Genomic DNA, 19092 nt, shown 5'->3' with positions numbered 1-19092 from the left:
TCACCTCTATGTCTAATATTAATGATTGTGGACACAAACTTCAAATAATCGTCATTATTTAATCTCGACAAAACGATTCATTAACAGTACAATAGAGGAGGAATATCGCTTTATGGCATTCATTTTTTCAATGTTGAAAGGAGTGTCTACTCAATGAATTTATTAGTCATCATTTTTGGATTGATTGCAATCTTAGCAGTCTTTGGAACGGTCCAAGCTTTTAAAGAGCGGAATCTGTTAAGTATAGTATTCAATGTGGTAACGGTTGTAGTTATCGGAGGATTTACGATCGCTACTGTCATATATTCTGGATACCCGCCACAACTACACAAATAAGTTCCAAAAAATAAGGACACCCTTTCACAGGGGATGTCCTTATTTTTTATTGTTTTCATCGATATACGTAGAATTGATACTTCGGCGGAACGCATTCCAGCTGGCGTTTCAAACTCCTCCTAGATAGTAATTCACCACTTATAAGTAAAGCTTATTCTAGCGGTTCAATTTCCAACCACTTTACCCTCTCGCCGGTTTCTATATTAATCCAAGTATCTAGACTATACCCTATTAAACACTTGTCGCCTTTGCAATCTAAAGAACCGCCTTCTGGTAACTTTTGGCGCTTTACTTCCTCACCGTCTTGTATCTTCACTAGAAAACTAGTTGGCTTCATCTCAGTTTGATCGGTAATAGTCATCATCAATGTATTCTCATCTAAAAATACAGCTTGTTCCATCACGAATGAATGATCTTCAACAAACCAAGAGTACTTCTCTTCTCCGATTGCATTTAATACTGTATATCGTATCCGCTCACCTTCAAATGATTCAATCAATACCTGATCTGTAGCTGAATGGAATTGGTTGGCATTATTCGCAAGCGTAGTCTTTTCCCCTGTAGAGAGTAATTGTTTTACTACATCTAGGTCTTCCATATATACCAATTCTTCTGCACCTAGCCAACTAGAAAATGGATCAGGGAGCATTACTGCTACCAATGTATCGTCATTCGCGTCATAGCGCATGATTTCGTAACTCCAATCATCAGAGAAAGCGGTGATTAGTAATTGTGAAGCGTCGATATCATTCCATTGAATTTCAAGTTCCGAGGATTCTATCGACACTTCATTTAGTAGAGTACCTGCATGATCAAGTATATGTATGATAGCCTCCGTTGAGTCGTCTGCTGTTTTGACTAGTAATTGCGAAGCGCTAGGATGAACTTGCACTTCAGAGATCGTTGCAGTGGACGTAAATAAGGTATGTATGTCTCCTGTCTTTAAATCAAACGACAGTAACCGATCTTCATCATCTTTGTGATCGACGAACAAAATTGCCGTTTCATTCAACCAACCTGCAACAAAACGAATATCTTCTTTAGAAGCTGTAAGGGTTTCTACTGGCTCTGTTTCATTTTCTACTCGTTGTTCTTCGTTTTCAACTTCTTCAGATGGCGTACATGCTATTAAAATACATGCGCATACTACTGGGATCAATATTCTCTTCACTTTTTCACTTCCTCTTCTTTTGGTTTTAAAAAAGCTGCGCGGCATAGGCAGCCGCGCAGCTCATCAACTTATTTGCTTTCTTTCATTTCAGGACTGCCATCTGGTCGTTCTTTGAATCGCAGCAAGTCACCATTGATGATTGTATCTGAATAATTCAATTCAGTATTAGCACGCTCAATATACGGCTCACATTGCGTTTCATCTTCTGACGGTTCCCCAGTTTCGATGTCATAGCAAACTTCTTGTGCATAAATGTTTTTGTCTGTGACGAGACGACCGTCACGGAAAATAACAAATGGTTCATGATCCGGTGAGAATAAATCCGAACCGAACTGCATATCTGCTTTCGTATCAATTCCCAGTAGGTGAAGAATAGTAGGACGGATATCTATCTGTCCGCCAAGCTCATGCATTTGCTTACCTTCACCAGACCCAGGCATATGAATGAACAATGGAACCTTTTGAAGTTCCGCATTATCAAATGGTGTAATTTCTTTGTCCATATACATACTCATTGCTTTATTGTGATTTTCGGAAATACCATAGTGATCTCCGTACATGACGATAATTGAGTTTTCATACAAACCACTTTCCTTTAAGTCGTCAAAGAATTCCTTAACCGCTTCGTCCATATATCGAACTGTTTGGAAATACTTATTCAACGTATTGGAATTTGATGTGTATTCAGGAATTAATTTATCCTGTTCATCCAAATCAAACGGATGATGGTTTGTTAGTGTAATCATTCGTGTAGCAAATGGTTGCTTCATATCTTTCATCAAATTAACAGATTGATGGAAATACGGGATATCTTTCATTCCCCAGTTAACTGCTTCATCTTCACCGATTGTGTAGCTATCTACATCATAGAACTTCTGCACATCAAGCGCTTTGTACATAATGTCGCGGTTCCAGAAGCTCTTACTGTTGGCGTGCATGACACTTGTAGCATAACCATTCTCACCTAGTCGTTCTGAAAGTGAGTTATATGTGTTACCGCTGTGTGTGAAGAATACTGCACTACCGTTACGTCCATATAATGAGTTCTCTACGATAAACTCGGAGTCGGACGTTTTCCCTAATCCAGTTTGTTGATAAAAATTGTCAAAGTAAAATGTATCTTTATCGTTTGTTAATTCATTCAAGAATGGGGTAATTTCATGTCCATTCATATCGTTATTAATAACAAAGTTTTGTAACGATTCAAGTGAAACGAGAATTACGTTTTTACCTTTTGCAGTACCGAACATTTTCGGATCCGGCTGCGCGTGGTTCGCTTTGACATAGTTCTCTATTTCGGTCAATTCCGTGCCATCAGCAAATGTACGCTGAGCATGGGATTTGGATTGGACAAATAAATCATATAGATGATAATTATACGTACCAATGTTTTTAACGAGCAATTCACGGTCGAAACTTCTTGTCAATAACTGTGGACGTTGAGCTTCTGCAAGCGCTAAGTTGAACATCATCAACGTAGCCGCCGCCGCAAAATACACTTTGCGTCCCATTTTATGGTTGGACTCTTGAACTGGTTCTTGCTTGAAGAAACGTATAGCCACTAAAATAATCAAAACATCGGAGAAAAAGAATAGATCAAGAAGTCTCAAATTCTCTGTAATTGAAGAACTTAAATCCGCAAAGTTACTTGTTTGGAACAATAGTGGCAGTGTAATAAAGTCTGTAAAGAAACGATAGAACACCGCATTGGCAAACATGACAAAAGATGTGATGAAACTAACCGCTAAAATATATCGGTTACGTGTTTTCGTCTTTTTAATAAATAGCGCAACCCCATAAACAAACAATATAAATGCTAGAGGGTTAATTAGTAAGATAAACTGTTGCATAGCATTATCGATCTTCATATTGAAACTGGTGAAATACCCGATGTAGGTAGTCAACCAAGTTGCGATTACGGCGATAATGAGTACGGAATGCTTAGGCCATGAAAATTTTCTCATTCCATCTCTTCCTTTCGTTTCGTTTAGATACTGTTTTTATAGTCATCATATATTTAGACGTTTGAATGCGTGAAAAGTTTCACATGAGTCGAGGAATGAGTAGTTCGTATAGTATTAACTAGTGGTTAGCTAGTTTGTTCCCTTCTCAAAACAAGCAATGCTTGAATATATGTTTGTTGGTCAATAAATTGATGGTCATACAGTTCTTTCACTTCGGACTCCATTACCATGCTGTCCTGTTTTTTATTTCCCGTATAAATGATTACACCAAAACGTTTAAGCAATTTCATCACGTCATAAAATTCATTCATTCGCTTCACGTGCTTTCTGACAATCTATAATATGTTCGTCTGTGTAAATATAGGACACCGGAATATCATGCGGCTCCCTAGCTATATTATGGCGGATTTGACAATCAAATGCCAGTGAAATCGTTTCAAATGGAAAATTTATCAAATAACGATCGTAATACCCACCACCGAATCCAATCCGGTATCCAGTCTCTGAATACACGACACCTGGTACGATTTGCAAGTCTATTTCTTGTGGATTTATAGACTCTGTTACTTCTATTTTCGGTTCTTTTAAATCCATATAGACTACTTCGGTCTGATCAAATGAATCAATCAAACGAAAATCCATTTCCCTCGTAGAAGAAATACATCGTGGAATCGCAACTCGCTTCCCGGATTGCCAAGCGATTTCTATCAAACGATGCGTATCCACTTCCGGAAATCTCGATAATGTGATTCCGATGGTCTTTGCATACTTAAATTCATCCGAAGCAAGAACTTTCTCTACTATAATAGCGGATTTCCGTTCGTGATCAGATGGAGTTAATTGATGTAATTGCTGTATAACCTGTTTTCGAAGATGCTGCTTTTCCACTGCACTACCTCCCGTAAGAAAAAACCAAAACCGAAGCAGGTTTTGGTTTTAATGATTATTTCGTTTCACGGTGCAAAGTTTGCTTTTTTTCACGTGAGCAATATTTCATCATTTCAATACGTTCTGGATTGTTACGCTTGTTTTTCTTAGTAATATAATTACGCTCTGCACATTCTGTACAAGCGAGTGTTACGTTTACGCGCATTACTGTCCCTCCCACTCAATAGCTATAGATATAAGTAAAACATGAGCATGATTTATACGACTAATATATTATACCATGGATTCATTCATTGTACAGCAAAAACTTTCAAATATCATTCATTATGTGCTTATGGTATTATGAAGGAAATTCTAGTTATTTTGGAGGGAAACAGTATGGATATCCCCTTAATTTTACTCAGTATTGGTGTACTGGCTGTCATTACTTCGTTTTTTGTAGGAAATAAGACGCGTGCTATGGATGATGAACTGGAAAATATTTCGATCAGTCTCCATCAGGAAACAAGTAATCTCAAGAAGAGAATTCGTTTGCTTGAAGAAGAATTGATGGTTGCATCCCCTTCTTCAGAGCCCCCTGCACCAGCACCACAAAAAACGATACACGCAATTATTGTCAATCAAATTACGTCACTTCACAAACAAGGCTACACGATCCCTGAGATTGCAAAGCGCGCTTCACTTAGTGAAAAAGAAGTAACGGAAGTGCTACATTCTAAAGGAGTGCGGTTGTCATGATCAAGGAAATATTGCGTGCTGTTGGAATTGGTTGTTTAATAGCTGGCGGCATTGTGTATTTTGTACAGCAACAGACATCCGAAGGGACTTTGCAAAAGCAATTAGCTGATTCAAAAGAAGATATAGCTATTCTTAAAAAAGAGCTGGCGATTGCACAGACATTGTCGCGGAAAGATGCTATTCGTCAACCAGAATCTGAACAAGATACGATTCCAGAGGAAAATGAAGCGGAAGAAATCGTCGCGAAGAGTTTCACAGTTAAAGCAGGCATTACACCTGCCGAGTTATCACGTGAATTAGAAAATGAAAAATTAATAAAAAGCGCCGAAGAATTTGAACTATATATAATTGAAAATGATTACACACGAAAAATCAAAACCGGTACATATGAATTACGCTCTGATATGCGTTTTCCTGAGATTGCTAAAATCTTTTTACGCCTATAATAAAAAAGACGAAAACCATATGGCTTTCGTCTTTTTTGTATTGATCAACCCGTGTTATTTCTGTATTTGCACGTCCGGAGACGCGTTGTCAGCCTTTGAGTTTCTCTGTCTTTTTTGTTCAAAGAATACATCAAGTGCTTCTTTAGCTATTTCACTTGCCGTGGCGGATGGATAGCGTTTCGTATTCGTTGAAATATATGGGATGATTACTGAATACGCAACTTCAGGTTTATCTGCAGGTGCATATCCTACATGAGACAAGTTGATCGTCGGAATAACAGGGTTGGATTTATTACCTGTATAATAAAACGACTCGGCAGTACCTGTCTTTCCAGCTCCTGTATATGGTGCACCTGCTAGTAATCCAGAAGCAGTGCCGTTCGCACCATAGTAAACATAATGCATACCTTTCTTCACTTGATCGATTTCCAATTGTGAGTTTTTCAAGCGATTCAACACTTTCACAGGTGTTTCCTCCACCAATTCACCAAGTACTTCCCCATCTGGAGAAGGTTCACGGATTTCTTTCAAAATTTTTGGTGCTATTCGATTACCGTCCGCTGCAATGGTTGCAACATATTGAGCCATTTGCAGAGGAGTATACGTATCAAACTGACCAATTGAAAAGTCGAGGAGTTTTCCGGGAATCGTTTCCGTACCCGTAACACCAGTATATTCGCCTGGTAAATCGATGCCTGTTTTGACACCTAATCCGAACGCCGCAAAGTTCTCTCGGAATGTATCAAAGGCTTTCTTGTCAATTGGTAATCCTTGGCCCGGTCGGTATGTTGCGTTTCCTAATCCCATTGCAATTCGGAACATATACACGTTGGAAGAACGACCGATAGCAGCAATATCGTTTAATGCCACCCGACCATTTGGATTAAACAATGATCGTTTGTATCTGCCGCCAATATTGATCGGTTGGTCAATCTTAACTTCACCGATTTTTGCGGCTCCTTCATTATAACCTGTAAGCATTGTCGCTAATTTGACTGTGGAGCCGACTTCATACGCTGAAGTAAACGTACCGAATGTGTAATCCTGTATTGCCCATCGTCCCGTCGTTTCGTCCTTTGCTACTTTCTTACCGACAAGCGATAGAATTTCTCCGTTATTCGGATCCAGCATAACCAGGAACGCTGATTCCAACGCGCCTGAATTCGGGCCTTGTTTTAAACGCAATAATTTATTGGACACGACATCTTCGAGCGCCTTCTGCAAATCGGTATCTGTAGTTAAGACCAGATCTTTACCTGGCTGTCCTTCTTTCACCGTTTTCGTTTCAACGACTTTTCCTGTGCGGTCTTTGACGTTTTTCACAATCGTCTTCTGACCTTTCAGTAAGTCTTCATAATACGATTCCAAATAACTTCTTCCTACACGATCATTACGCGAATAATCTCTTGCCAGGAAGTAGTCTAAGTGGGAACGCGGAATCCCTTCTACCGGACTTGTAGTAGAACCGAGAATCGCACTATCAGATTTTTTGACACGATCCCAATCTGTAGTCGTATTGACACCCGGTAGTTGATCCAATCTTTCAGATACAACAGCTAGTTCTTTATCGGTCACACCATCGCTTTTGATGATTTGTGGTGAGTAGGCATAACCTGCCATCATTTCTCTATAAATTGCGAGTACTTCCAAATCTTCCGCCGATAATGTAGCTAGCTCTTCGTCCGTGATCCGGTCGCGCGTCAGTTGGTTAATTTCTCGTTGAATATCTTTCTGAGATTTATTTTCATCTTTACTGAGTTCGGTTTGTTCTTTCTTGGGTACTTTATCAGCTGCTTTAACAGGATTCAATAAAATCCAGAAATCTCGTTTATCGCCCATCGTGACACGTTGTGTATCCTGTTCGATCAACTTCGCAATTTTCCTAGCAAGCGCAAGCATTTCTTTCGTCGTCGTGGAGGAAGTTTTCGTATACGTGATGGCATTTTTCGCTTCATTGTCTACGAGCACTTTCCCTGTACGGTCGAAAATCCTTCCCCGCGGTGTGCTCGTGTTGACTGCAATTTCCTCCGTTCGTTCAAGACTGCGTGCATAATCTTCCCCTTTGACGATTTGCATATAACCTAAACGGAATATGAGTAAGGAAAAAAGGACAAAAATCGCTACAAATAAAAAATTCATTCGAAATGCAATATGTTGACGTTGACCCGTTTTTGGCGGCTCCGTCTTTTTTTGGTTTCTCTTCAACAGGAATCTCCTTTCTCAGGAAGTTTATGTATAAGAATTATAGCATGAAAATAATAAAGAACACACATCTAGACGAACTAGATGTGTGTCAGGTTTCAATTACTTATTGTCTTGGTAACGCTTTTCAACTTCATCCCAGTTTACTACGTTCCAGAATGCTGAAATGTAGTCAGGACGACGGTTTTGGTAGTTTAAGTAGTATGCATGCTCCCAAACATCCAAACCTAGCAATGGTGTTTTACCATCCATGTAAGGTGAGTCTTGGTTAGGAGTTGATGTTACTTCAATTTCACCGTTGTTTACAACAAGCCAAGCCCAACCTGAACCGAAGCGCGTTGTTGCAGCTTTAGCAAACTCTTCTTTGAAAGCGTCAAAGCTACCGAACTTCTTGTCGATTGCTTGTGCAACTTCTCCAGTTGGGTTGCCGCCACCGTTTGGTGAAAGGATTGTCCAGAACAATGAGTGGTTAGAGTGCCCACCACCGTTATTGCGGACCGCTGTGCGCTTGTCCTCTGGAACTTTGTCCAAGTTTGCAACTAATTCGTCAACAGGCATGTTAAGAAGTTCTTCGTGACCTTCTAGTGCGTTGTTCACGTTCGTTACGTACGTGTTGTGGTGTTTCGTGTGATGGATGTTCATCGTTTCTTTGTCGATGTGTGGCTCCAACGCATCATATGCGTATGGTAGTTCTGGTAATGTATAAGCCATTTTCCATTCCTCCTCTAAATTATCTCTGTTTTGCCCTACCACTTCACATTATCAAAATATGAGTCAGCATTCAAAGAAAATGGACTGTTAACGGAGAAAAAATAGGAATATGACAATCATAACCAACATAATGGTACCTTTTACAACAACTGATGTCAGAAAACCAACAACAGAGCCGATTCCGGTGCGGAAAGCTTGTTTGATCCCAGATCGAGTAAAAATTAGTTCTGCAAGGATTGCACCAAGGAAAGGTCCGGCTAGAATACCCACGACCGGAATGACGAATGGACCAATGAGCAGTCCAATCGTACTTCCCCACATTCCTGCCTTGCTGCCACCGAAACGTTTGACACCGACGAGATTTGCGATCGTATCCGCTCCAAATAATAGTAAAACGAATAATACTTGGATTACCCAAAACAACCACGTTAACTCTTCAAATGAAACAAATGCACCGTAAAGCAGGAAGCCTACTAATAAAAACACAACGGATGGAATGATTGGATAGATCAATCCGACAAACGCGATCACAAACATGAGAATGGCCAATGTCCAACCTATCCATAACATAGTTGTCACTCCTTTAATTGATTATGCGTGCTTGCCTAAAATTGCTTCTGCAATATTCACTGCATGATCACCAATTCGCTCGAGGTTTGAAACGATATCGACGAATACCATACCAGCTTGTGCACTACAATGTCCTTCATTCAAACGGACGATATGATTTTTGCGGAATCTACGTTCCATATTATCGATTAAATCTTCTTTTTCTGAAACGATACGCGCTAGATCTGTATCATTTTGGTCTAACGATTCAATAGCTTTTTGTACAGTTTCGATTGTCAATGTGAACATTTCTGTTAAATCTTCCAACGCATCGTCTGTAAGCTTCAGTTTATTCGTTTCACGTAAATCTATCAGCTCGATAATGTTTTCGAAATGGTCGCCAATTCGCTCGATATCCCGAACAGAATCCATCAATAATACATGACGGCCGGATTCAGCTGGTGAAACGATTACTACAGATACTTCAACTAAATAGTCTGTAATTTTGCGGTCGAGATTATTGATGGCATCTTCAATCTGATACGCCGTTTCAGCATGTTTTTTCTGGCCTGTCTTCAAATACTCGAATGATTCCTGAAGACCACGGACACTGAAATCACCCATGCGGATAATTTCTTCTTTAGCTTGTCCTATCGCAACGGCTGGGGATTGCGTGATGAAACGACGATCTAAGTGTTTCGGTTTATATTCGATCGTCACATCTTCGCCCGGTATCATCTTCGTGACTAGATAAGCCCAAGCACCAATGAACGGAAATTGAATGATTGTATTGGCAACGTTGAACGAACCGTGCGCAAATGCAATTTGCATTTTACTTTCTAAGTTCAATACACCAGCAATCCATTCGACGTATGCCGTAAATGGTACGAGCAGGATCATAAAGATGATGGTTCCAACAACATTAAATAGTACGTGTACAGCTGCCGCTCGTCTTGCTGCAACAGATGCACCAAGTGCCGCAAGTACCGCAGTGATAGTCGTACCGATGTTATCACCGAAAAGAATTGGCAATGCGGCTTTCATTGTTACCAGATCTTCAGCAAAGAGACCTTGCAAGATTCCGACAGTCGCACTGGAACTTTGTACGATCAGTGTGAAAATTGTTCCTGCTATGACACCAAGCAGTGAATGTTCACTCATTGCGAGAGTGAAATCGGCAAATGCTTCTAATGAACGTAATGGTTTCATACCGTCACTCATTAATTCAAGCCCTAAGAACAATCCTCCGAAGCCGAAGATGACTTCTCCTAGGTTCTTGATTTTAGCTTTACGGACGAAGAAAATCAGGAAGGCACCAAATGCCATGATCGGTAATGCATATGCGCCTACATCTAGACCAATAATAAATGCAGTCACTGTCGTACCGATATTGGCGCCCATGATGACGCCAATCGCCTGACGAAGTGTCATGAATCCAGCACTTACTAGACCGACTGTAATAACAGTTGTTCCAGAACTAGATTGGATTAACACGGTTACGATAATACCAACTAGAACACCCATAAATGGATTAGTGGTAAAACGGTCTAAGATTTCACGAAGTCTGTCCCCTGCAGCCTTTTGCAATCCGTCTCCCATATACTTAATTGCAAATAGGAAAATTCCTAATCCCCCAAGAAATTGGAACACTACTTCCTGCCAGTTCACTTCCATTGAATTGTCAACCTCCATTAAACTTTTTATGTATGATTTTTAACAGCCCTTCACTACTTAAATTTGTTGTGAAGTTTCAACCTATTATGAGAGTTATATACGTCAATTGTAAAGTATCCTAATGCAATCTTTACATCACCTTAACAATGTAGCAATAAAATGTCATAAGAATGTCGAAATTTCTGCAAAGCAGTATGTTTTAAATAAATGGTAGACTGTATGGAGAAAGGGAGGCCGGCTTAGTGAAATTCCATCAAATTTTTAAAGCTTCTTTACATGAACCGAAAAAACTTGCGGCGTTTCGCATGTTATCAATCGGTAAAGTCATTCAATACATATTTGTGTTTATCTTTCTTTACACCAGTGTATCGTTTTTTCAATTTGTAATAGGTGATCATACACTGTTCCAATCATCTCCTGAATTAGCGGAAATTGGCGAAACGATCGGCTTTTTGATCTATCCAATCGCGTTTGTGTTGCAATTGGTCATTATTACGTCGTATTTATTTATTCGCATCAGTATTTTTGCTATCATAGGGGTATTGCTATTGAAACTATTGCGTCGCCGTGGCGAATTCCGTTTTATGTGGCGAACAGCAGCGATTGCTGCCACATTACCTATCTTGCTGACGATGGTATTTGAATTTGTTCCAGCCATGCAATCGTCTAGTTTGTGGATCGCATCTTTAGTCCATTTACTCTACGTATGGAGGGCAGCAGTCTATTATCCAAAACAACCACGATGAATAGACTTCCTCTTGTCTGCATAGTGTAGTGCAGGAGGGATGCATGATGAGAATTTTACTGATCGCACTTGCTGTATTCTGCACAGTTCATTTTGTTCGAATGGATTTAACGGAAGGGACAATCCCTCTTGCAGCCTTTTTTGAAGATGAATCGTCCTGTATAGAGGAAACTCCAAATCATTCAATTGTCATTCGAGTGGTTGAAGGTGATACAATAGAATCGTTATTCGCATTATATCCAGATTCAACACAAAACTTTCTTGAGAGGTTGGAGCAATTTTATTCCATGAACCCTCATCTCGAACGCCAACAATTTCTAGCTGGCGAACAAATTAAGTTGCCTATCGGTGAACAAGTAGAATCGGTTTGCGAAGAAAGCGAAAAAGGATAATTTTATATTCCATCGAATTTCGATGGTATTTACTCATTTGAAGGAGAGAGACATAATGACTGAAATGATTCATCGTTCCAATACCCGTCCCGTAAAAGTCGGTAATTTGACTATAGGGGGAAGCAATGAGTTGTTTATGCAAAGCATGACGACGACAAAAACACATGATGTCGAAGCAACAGTTGCAGAAATTAAACGTTTGGAGGATGCAGGCTGCCAAATCGTACGTGTAGCATGTCCCGATGAGCGTGCAGCGTATTCGATTGGTGAAATCAAAAAGCAGATCAATATTCCGCTAGTGGTGGATATTCACTTTGACTATAAATTAGCATTGATTGCAATTGAACAAGGTGCAGATAAAATCCGTATCAATCCAGGCAATATCGGCCGTAAGGAAAAAGTAGAAGCTGTTGTCAATGCCGCAAAGGCGAAAGGCATTCCAATTCGTATTGGTGTCAACGCAGGTTCATTAGAGAAAAAAATTCTTGAAAAGTACGGCTACCCTACAGCAGAAGGCATGGTCGAAAGTGCATTGCATCATATCAAAATCCTTGAAGACTTGGATTTTCACGATATTATCGTGTCACTTAAAGCATCTGATGTGAACTTAGCGATCGAAGCGTACAAGCTTGCAGCAGCAGCATTCGATTATCCATTGCACTTAGGCATTACAGAATCCGGTACGTTATTCGCGGGCTCGATTAAGAGTGCAGCAGGACTCGGTTCCCTTCTATCAGCTGGTATTGGTAACACGATGCGTGTATCGTTAAGTGCAGATCCAGTTCAGGAAATCAAAGTAGCGAAAGAGTTGCTGAAAGTATTCGGTTTATCATCTAACTCTGCAACATTAATTTCTTGTCCTACATGTGGCCGAATCGAAATTGACTTAATTTCGATTGCTAATGAAGTGGAAGAGTATATCTCCAACATTAAAGCACCGTTGAAAGTAGCTGTTCTTGGTTGTGCGGTAAACGGCCCAGGCGAAGCACGTGAAGCAGATATCGGTATCGCTGGAGCTCGTGGTGAAGGATTACTCTTCATGCATGGTAAAACAGTGCGAAAAGTTCCCGAAAAGACAATGGTCGAGGAATTGAAAAAAGAAATCGACATTTTGGCTGAAGAATATTTTGAGAAGAAAAGACAAGAAGAAGCACTTGCAGCACAAGGTAGCGTTTCTGAATGAGGAGTATTCGTTTCGGAATCGACATTGACGGAACGGTAACTACCCCGACAGCTCTTCTGCCCCATATCAACAAACATTTCGGCTCCAGTCTAACACTTGATGATATTAAAGAATATGACTTGACGAAGGCGTTTGATGTGGACCCTATTCAGTTTGGGCAATGGTACAAGGAAACGGAGGAATTGATCTATCAGACCTCCCCTGCTCAAGAGTTTGCAAAAGAAGTATTAACGAATTGGCAGAAGCAGTTCGAGTTGTATTATATTTCTGCACGTGGCCAGAATGTACTCGAATCTACAACGAACTGGTTCCACGAGCAACAAATACCTTACGACCACGTAGAGTTGATCGGCACGCATTATAAAATTGAGGCCGCTAAGCAATTTAACGTAGATGTATTTTTCGAGGACAAGCATGACAATGCGGTAGGAATCCACGAAGAGTTGGATATTCCCGTGTTCTTGTTTGATACACCTTATAACCAGGACCCGATTCCAGAAGGTGTTATACGTGTAGCGAATTGGAAACAAGCCGATCAGTATGTTAGGCAGTTGTTCCATGTCACGGAAATGATAAAGAATAAGTGATTGGTGAAGCATCGCATATTGCGGTGCTTTTTTACTTTGTGAATTAAAGGACGGGGCTAATGAGCGGTTGCGGAGGCTGATAGAGCGCTCACGCATCTCCTTAGAGCGATTAATGATGAAGATAGAGCTGAAACAACATACCATAGAGCAATTAGAGTAGTACTATGAGCACTCAACCAAATTAATGAGCGGCACGCGATTGATATAATATTTCCTTGCATTTGAATATTCCCCACAGCAAAGGCGGTACATCATTTTATTCATGATGTACCGCCCTCTTGATCTATTCAGACTACCCTATTTTACAACTCGGACATCTACCATACACCTCAAACTTATGCCCTTCTATCTCATACTCCGACAAATTTACGGTCACACTATCCATCGGGCAAATCGGAATTGATTTCGTGCCACCACATGTTGTACAAATAAAGTGATGGTGATGATGATCTGTTGCGCATTGCATCCGATAAAGTCGCTCACCATTCAATTCCGTCTCATCTAAAATTCCGAGCTTCGAGAACATTGCAAGATTCCGGTAGATCGTATCAAAACTAATGCCTGGATTGTCCTGTTCCACCGCCACGCGAACTTCCATAGCAGTTACATAGCGATCTGCTTGATCAAAAAACTGCAATAAGATCTCTCGATTTTTTGTTCGTTTATAATCATATTTCAATAGAATTCTCCATGCTTCATCTATCGACATATCATAACGCCACCTTTCCTGCTTCTCATGACCGTACTTTTTTCCAGAAAAGTACTAACAGTAAAATAAACACCGACGTAACTACAATGGTCCCACCAGGCGCGATATCTAAATAATACGCAGATATCAATCCAATGACTACCGCGATTTCCCCGAACACTATGGAGTACACGAGTGCCCCCTTATAACTTTTAGCTACTTGAATAGCCGCCGCCACAGGCAATGTCATCAACGAAGATACAAGCAAAATCCCGACGATCCGCATTGATGCACCGATGACTAGTGCTGTGATGATCATAAAAGCCGCCTGAATGACGCGTTCATTAATCCCAGATACCCTCGCATACTCAGGATCAAATGCCAATGAAAATAACTCTTTATATAAGAAATATATAAATGCGATCACAATAATAGCAATTAACATTACAATGTATAGATCTTGCCGACTCACAGCTGATACGGATCCAAATAAATAACCAACTAAATCTGTACCAAATCCTTTAGCAAGTGATATGAATATTGCTCCAAATCCAATTCCGGCAGATAAAATAATCGGAATCGCCAGTTCTTCAAAGCTTTTATACACTCTGCGCAATCGCTCGATCAATAACGAGCCGACTACCGCTGCGGCCATTCCTAAATATACGGGATTAAGCGCTGCAAAGAATAATACTTGCTGACTTAAATAGAGACTGCCTGCAATCCCTGCAAGCGCTACGTGACTAAGCGCATCTGAAATCATCGCCATACGGCGCACTACGATAAACAATCCGAGCATCGGAGCAATTAAGCCGATAATCAGCCCAGATAATACAGCATTTTGTAAAAACTCATAAGTGAAAATAGCTTCAATCATTTAACCGGCTCCGTTTCTTTTTGATGGAGCCGACGAATAGGATGACCGTACCAGCCCGACAATTCCGTGTCACTCATTTTTTCATAATCTGCATGGACGCCATGGAAATGGATGGAACGATTCAAGCACGCAATATGTGTTGCAAGCTTCGTCACGACATCAATTTCATGTGTCACGAGTAAAATCGCTATTCCGTACTCACGATTCAATTCGCTAAGCATAGAATAGAAGGATTCAACGTTTTGTCTGTCAATTCCGACTGTCGGCTCATCCATGATTAGCAAATCGGGATGGCTCACGAGAGCTCTCGCAATAAAGACACGCTGTTGCTGACCTCCAGACAAATCTCCTATACTCTCATCTTTACGGTCTGCCATTTTCACAACATGTAACGCGTCAATCGCCCGCTGTTCATCCTCTTTATCGAATCGCTTAAAGAGTCCTTTTTTACTCGTCAACCCGCTTTTCACGACTTCCAATACAGTAGCTGGGAACTTCGTCGTAAATGCATTGGACTTTTGAGAAACGTAGCCGATTCTTTGCTGTTGGTTAAAAGAGTCAATCGGCCCGCCAAATAGTTCAATCGTGCCTTGTGACGGTTTTAACAACCCTAATATGATCTTTAATAATGTGGATTTACCTGAACCATTTGGACCAATTAAAGCCCAAAACTCCCCTTGTTTCACTTCTAGACTAACATCAGAAAGCGCAACGGAATGGTTAAATTTATGCGTTATATGCTCTAGTTTAATAATGGAATTTGTCATATACATATCCCTTCCTTTAATTCGGAATCATTCCGATTACTTTATGAATTATATAGTAAGACGTGGAGGGATACAACCAATTGAAAGGAATTGATGAAGATGGATTTACTTCAGTTAATTCAGGAAATTAAACAATTGCCTGATCAGGAAGCTGTACGTTACGCGGCAAGTTATGGTGTAGAGTTATCTACTAAAGAAGTGAGGCAGTTACGTCCTTTACTGGATGAAGTTTCATTCACTTGGCTATTTACAGGGATCCCGTCCGCATTTATCGAAAAAATCACTATGATCATTGGATATGAGAAAACCATGCTGTATTTGGAGCACTATAAATTACAATAGAAAAAGCGTTGCGGCTGCGCAACGCTTAGATTTTTCAGTTATGCAATTCTTCCAATCGAGCAGGAGTAAATTGATGGTTTTTTAACATTTCAATTTCCACCGCATACGGTGCTTTTTTATTCGCTTTATCCGTCCCGATGAATGGCGTTTCCAAAATTTTTGGAATGTCTTTAAACACCGGATGATGAACGATATAAGCCAACGGTTCGAAACCGATATGTCCCATGCCGATATTTTCGTGGCGGTCTTTTCCAGCGCCACAAATGTTCTTACTGTCGTTCACATGAATGACCGAAATTCGGTCTAATCCGATTATGCTGTTAAATTGCTCCAAGACGCCTGAGAAGTCATTAACAATATCATAGCCTGCATCATGGACGTGGCATGTATCAAAACAAACGGATAGTCGTTCGTTATACTTCACGCCGTCGATGATCTTGGCAATTTCGTCAAAACTTCTCCCACACTCTGTTCCTTTACCGGCCATCGTTTCAAGTGCGATGCGAACATTTGCGTCTTCAGATAACACTTCATTCAAGCCCTCAATAATTTTTTCGATACCTGTTTCTGTTCCTGCACCCACATGCGCTCCTGGATGAAGGACTATTTGGTTGGCACCAAGCGCTTCAGTGCGTTGGATTTCCTGTTGCAAAAAGTCTACACCTAGGCGGAACGTTTCAGGCTTGGTGGTATTCGCAAGATTGATAATATACGGTGCATGGATGACGAGATTAGATTGACCGTTTGCCTCCATACTCTGTATACCATTTTCGATATTCAATTCTTCAATTGGTTTACGTCGTGTGTTCTGAGGTGCTCCCGTATAGATCATGAATGTATTGGCTCCATAACTAAGAGCCTCTTCACTTGAGCCAAGCAGCATCTTTTTACCACTCATGGATACGTGAGAACCTAGAAGGATATCATTTTGTGTCATGATTTCTTCTTTATTCTCCTTTGTCTCTTTTTAAAGTTTTCTTTTTGTTCTGCCATCTTCTTTTTATAGCCTGGCTTCACTTTATCTGGTTTGCGAATATAAGAATCTGCTTTTTTATCAATTTCATCTACTTCACGTACACGTTTCTTACGCGCTTGACGCTCTTTCACTTCAATCCATTCGCCATTTTTGACATCTTCGTGAACGAAAGGAATACCGAGCTTTTCAATTTGATTAATTGCATCTTCATCAGAAGGTTCATACAATGTAATCGCATGCCCTTGCATGCCTGCACGTGCTGTACGTCCTACGCGGTGAACGAAAAATTCCAGATCATCTGGTAACTCGAAGTTAATGACGTGACTGACACCAGGAATATCGATCCCTCTTGCTGCCAAATCAGTCGCCACGATGTATTGGTATTCTAGATCGCGCACTTGCTTCATAACACGTGTACGTTCACGAGGCGTTAAATCACCATGGATTTTACCAGGCTTATGCCCATGCTCCGCTAAATAAGTAGCGAGACGATCAGCGTTTTGCTTAGTGTTCGTGAAGATAATTGCAAGATACGGCTGAAGAGCATCCATCACGTGTAGTAATTTCTTATTTTTATCCATACTTCTGACAGGAACTAATGAATAATGCATATTCTCCGTCAATGGTTTCTTATCATCCATCCGCACGTGAACAGGTGAGTTCATATACTTCGCCAAGAATGGCTTTAGTTTTTCAGGAATCGTTGCAGAAAATACATACATGCTAATCTTTTCCGGCATTCTGGAAGCAAACTTATCAATGTCTTCAATGAAGCCCATATCAAACGCAAGATCCGCCTCATCAATGACAAGCTGAGTAGCCGTGTGGATCGGTAATGCGCCGGTTTCCGACATATCTTGGATACGTCCTGGTGTACCGACGATGATGTGCGGTGTGCTCTTCAATCGTTCAGCAGAGCGTTTTTTATCTGTACCGCCAATCAAGATTGCACTTTTAATATCCGTTCCTTCGATTAACTTTTTCAATTCATCATGAAGCTGAACTGCTAATTCACGTGTAGGTGCTGTAATAACCGTCTGCAGTTCGTCGCGCTCCGGTTTGAGTTTTTCAACAAGTGGAATTAGAAAACTGTGGGATTTTCCTGTTCCTGTATGGGCTTGTCCGATTGCACTTGTATTTTTCATGATCAATGGAATCATTTCTTTTTGAATCGGTGTTGGTTCTTCAAACCCTAATTTTTGAATGGCTTCCCTCAAAAATGGTTTGAATTGGTAATCAGTAAATTTAGACATATCGTTCCTCCTCTAGATAATTCTTATTGTACCATGATTCGGTGCCATCAGTGGTTTTTTTCGCATAGGATATAGGGGAAACTAAAAAATTAGAAAGGAGTTCGTGATGAGATATCAATCATTTTATCCGTTCAGCAATCAGCCACCTCAGCCTAGGATGACACCTGACACTCCGCCTATTCAACACAGAGCGCCCATGCCCTTTCCCCAAGGCATGCAAGGTAATCCCAGAGGTCCCCGGGAAATGCGCGGCGGTGCTCCTCAACAGCAAGCAGGCATGCAAGAAACCGGTCCTTCACGGGCTGATCAATACATGCAAACCGCCAATCGGTTTTTTAATACCGCCCAACAATTTGCACCATTAGTTCAGCAGTTTGCACCACTTGTCCAAAACTTACCTGCTATGTGGAGATTATATAAAGGGGTACAATCTATGCCGGACGCGCCGTCAGTCTCTTCTGCTCCACATCCAAGTGGCCCGCAAACACCTAGTCCTACATCTTCCCAAGCCACTAATCAGCCATCTATACCGCGAATTTTCCAACCTCCCTTCTGAACTCTTTGAATCGTTCACGAATCTCCGCTATAATGAAAGAGAAGTTA

The 19092-nt window shown here is 40.7% G+C and carries 23 protein-coding genes; 9 read left to right on the top strand and 14 right to left on the bottom strand.

The window, feature by feature from the left end; translation table 11 throughout:
* Positions 1-153: 153 nt before the first annotated feature.
* The gene (locus tag CSV73_RS02465; protein WP_029054522.1) at positions 154-336 is read left to right on the top strand and encodes a DUF2759 family protein; all 183 of its coding nucleotides are present in this window, start codon (positions 154-156) and stop codon (positions 334-336) included.
* A gap of 151 nt (positions 337-487) precedes the next feature.
* Here CSV73_RS02465 and CSV73_RS02460 read toward each other — a convergent pair whose 3' ends face one another.
* From CSV73_RS02460 to rpmG, 5 genes are all read right to left on the bottom strand, one after another.
* Entirely contained in the window at positions 488-1507 is a 1020-nt protein-coding gene (locus CSV73_RS02460) for a YqgU-like beta propeller domain-containing protein (protein ID WP_099626527.1), read from the bottom strand.
* 68 nt (positions 1508-1575) lie between these two features.
* Positions 1576-3471, bottom strand: coding sequence for an LTA synthase family protein (locus CSV73_RS02455; RefSeq protein ID WP_085130403.1), 1896 nt, complete (start codon positions 3469-3471; stop codon positions 1576-1578).
* Between the two features lie 125 nt (positions 3472-3596).
* Positions 3597-3782 (bottom strand): YqgQ family protein, encoded by a 186-nt coding sequence (locus CSV73_RS02450; RefSeq protein WP_085130401.1) that lies wholly within the window; start codon positions 3780-3782, stop codon positions 3597-3599.
* Positions 3775-4359 (bottom strand): 5-formyltetrahydrofolate cyclo-ligase, encoded by a 585-nt coding sequence (locus tag CSV73_RS02445; protein ID WP_085130399.1) that lies wholly within the window; start codon positions 4357-4359, stop codon positions 3775-3777. The genes CSV73_RS02450 and CSV73_RS02445 overlap by 8 nt, the downstream gene beginning before the upstream one ends.
* A gap of 55 nt (positions 4360-4414) precedes the next feature.
* Positions 4415-4564, bottom strand: coding sequence for a 50S ribosomal protein L33 (gene rpmG / locus CSV73_RS02440; protein ID WP_029054517.1), 150 nt, complete (start codon positions 4562-4564; stop codon positions 4415-4417).
* Positions 4565-4737: 173 nt separating this feature from the next.
* Between rpmG and CSV73_RS02435 the strand changes: the two genes are divergently transcribed.
* Together CSV73_RS02435 and CSV73_RS02430 are read left to right on the top strand one after the other, a co-directional pair.
* Complete coding sequence (locus CSV73_RS02435) at positions 4738-5097, top strand: hypothetical protein (RefSeq protein ID WP_085130397.1); 360 nt, start codon at positions 4738-4740, stop codon at positions 5095-5097.
* Complete coding sequence (locus CSV73_RS02430) at positions 5094-5543, top strand: hypothetical protein (protein ID WP_085130395.1); 450 nt, start codon at positions 5094-5096, stop codon at positions 5541-5543. The genes CSV73_RS02435 and CSV73_RS02430 overlap by 4 nt, the downstream gene beginning before the upstream one ends.
* A gap of 54 nt (positions 5544-5597) precedes the next feature.
* Here CSV73_RS02430 and CSV73_RS02425 read toward each other — a convergent pair whose 3' ends face one another.
* The 4 genes from CSV73_RS02425 to CSV73_RS02410 form a co-directional block, all read right to left on the bottom strand.
* Positions 5598-7748, bottom strand: a complete 2151-nt coding sequence (locus CSV73_RS02425; protein WP_233202829.1) for a peptidoglycan D,D-transpeptidase FtsI family protein — start codon at positions 7746-7748, stop codon at positions 5598-5600.
* A 99-nt stretch (positions 7749-7847) separates the two neighbouring features.
* A complete protein-coding gene (locus tag CSV73_RS02420) occupies positions 7848-8456 on the bottom strand; it encodes a superoxide dismutase (protein ID WP_085130391.1) in 609 nt (202 codons plus the stop codon).
* A gap of 87 nt (positions 8457-8543) precedes the next feature.
* A complete protein-coding gene (locus CSV73_RS02415) occupies positions 8544-9026 on the bottom strand; it encodes a DUF456 domain-containing protein (RefSeq protein ID WP_085130389.1) in 483 nt (160 codons plus the stop codon).
* A gap of 21 nt (positions 9027-9047) precedes the next feature.
* Positions 9048-10679 (bottom strand): Na/Pi cotransporter family protein, encoded by a 1632-nt coding sequence (locus tag CSV73_RS02410; protein WP_085130387.1) that lies wholly within the window; start codon positions 10677-10679, stop codon positions 9048-9050.
* A gap of 242 nt (positions 10680-10921) precedes the next feature.
* On the opposite strand from CSV73_RS02410, the gene CSV73_RS02405 reads away from it, so the two are divergent.
* From CSV73_RS02405 to CSV73_RS02390, 4 genes are read left to right on the top strand one after another with little or no spacing between them, the layout of a single operon-like run.
* Positions 10922-11425, top strand: coding sequence for a DUF1189 family protein (locus tag CSV73_RS02405; protein ID WP_099626526.1), 504 nt, complete (start codon positions 10922-10924; stop codon positions 11423-11425).
* Positions 11426-11468: 43 nt separating this feature from the next.
* Positions 11469-11816, top strand: coding sequence for a hypothetical protein (locus CSV73_RS02400; protein ID WP_143560924.1), 348 nt, complete (start codon positions 11469-11471; stop codon positions 11814-11816).
* A 55-nt stretch (positions 11817-11871) separates the two neighbouring features.
* A complete protein-coding gene (gene ispG, locus CSV73_RS02395) occupies positions 11872-12999 on the top strand; it encodes a flavodoxin-dependent (E)-4-hydroxy-3-methylbut-2-enyl-diphosphate synthase (protein WP_099626525.1) in 1128 nt (375 codons plus the stop codon).
* A complete protein-coding gene (locus CSV73_RS02390) occupies positions 12996-13586 on the top strand; it encodes a 5' nucleotidase, NT5C type (protein ID WP_099626524.1) in 591 nt (196 codons plus the stop codon). The genes ispG and CSV73_RS02390 overlap by 4 nt, the downstream gene beginning before the upstream one ends.
* 292 nt (positions 13587-13878) lie before the next feature.
* On the opposite strand, the gene CSV73_RS02385 is transcribed toward CSV73_RS02390, so the two are convergent.
* From CSV73_RS02385 to CSV73_RS02375, 3 genes are read right to left on the bottom strand one after another with little or no spacing between them, the layout of a single operon-like run.
* On the bottom strand, positions 13879-14295 hold the full coding sequence (locus CSV73_RS02385; RefSeq protein ID WP_085130377.1) for a Fur family transcriptional regulator: 417 nt from the start codon (positions 14293-14295) through the stop codon (positions 13879-13881).
* Positions 14296-14320: 25 nt separating this feature from the next.
* Positions 14321-15151 (bottom strand): metal ABC transporter permease, encoded by an 831-nt coding sequence (locus CSV73_RS02380; RefSeq protein ID WP_085130375.1) that lies wholly within the window; start codon positions 15149-15151, stop codon positions 14321-14323.
* Positions 15148-15918: a metal ABC transporter ATP-binding protein gene (locus tag CSV73_RS02375; RefSeq protein ID WP_099626523.1), complete on the bottom strand. Its 771-nt coding sequence runs from the start codon at positions 15916-15918 to the stop codon at positions 15148-15150. Before CSV73_RS02375 ends, CSV73_RS02380 begins: the two co-directional genes overlap by 4 nt.
* 99 nt (positions 15919-16017) lie before the next feature.
* Between CSV73_RS02375 and CSV73_RS02370 the strand changes: the two genes are divergently transcribed.
* Positions 16018-16260, top strand: a complete 243-nt coding sequence (locus tag CSV73_RS02370; protein ID WP_099626522.1) for a hypothetical protein — start codon at positions 16018-16020, stop codon at positions 16258-16260.
* A gap of 34 nt (positions 16261-16294) precedes the next feature.
* On the opposite strand, the gene CSV73_RS02365 is transcribed toward CSV73_RS02370, so the two are convergent.
* Together CSV73_RS02365 and CSV73_RS02360 are read right to left on the bottom strand one after the other, a co-directional pair.
* On the bottom strand, positions 16295-17197 hold the full coding sequence (locus CSV73_RS02365; RefSeq protein ID WP_199092914.1) for a deoxyribonuclease IV: 903 nt from the start codon (positions 17195-17197) through the stop codon (positions 16295-16297).
* The gene (locus tag CSV73_RS02360; protein ID WP_085130369.1) at positions 17194-18489 is read right to left on the bottom strand and encodes a DEAD/DEAH box helicase; all 1296 of its coding nucleotides are present in this window, start codon (positions 18487-18489) and stop codon (positions 17194-17196) included. Before CSV73_RS02360 ends, CSV73_RS02365 begins: the two co-directional genes overlap by 4 nt.
* A 106-nt stretch (positions 18490-18595) precedes the next feature.
* On the opposite strand from CSV73_RS02360, the gene vrrA reads away from it, so the two are divergent.
* Positions 18596-19045 carry a VrrA/YqfQ family protein gene (gene vrrA, locus CSV73_RS02355; protein ID WP_099626521.1) on the top strand — a complete coding sequence of 150 codons (450 nt, stop codon included), beginning with the start codon at positions 18596-18598 and terminating at the stop codon, positions 19043-19045.
* The last annotated feature ends 47 nt before the right edge of the window (positions 19046-19092 follow it).

The organism is Sporosarcina sp. P1, from assembly GCF_002743155.1.
GTDB lineage: Bacteria > Bacillota > Bacilli > Bacillales_A > Planococcaceae > Sporosarcina > Sporosarcina ureae_B.
This window is presented reverse-complemented; position numbering and strand designations above follow the sequence as displayed.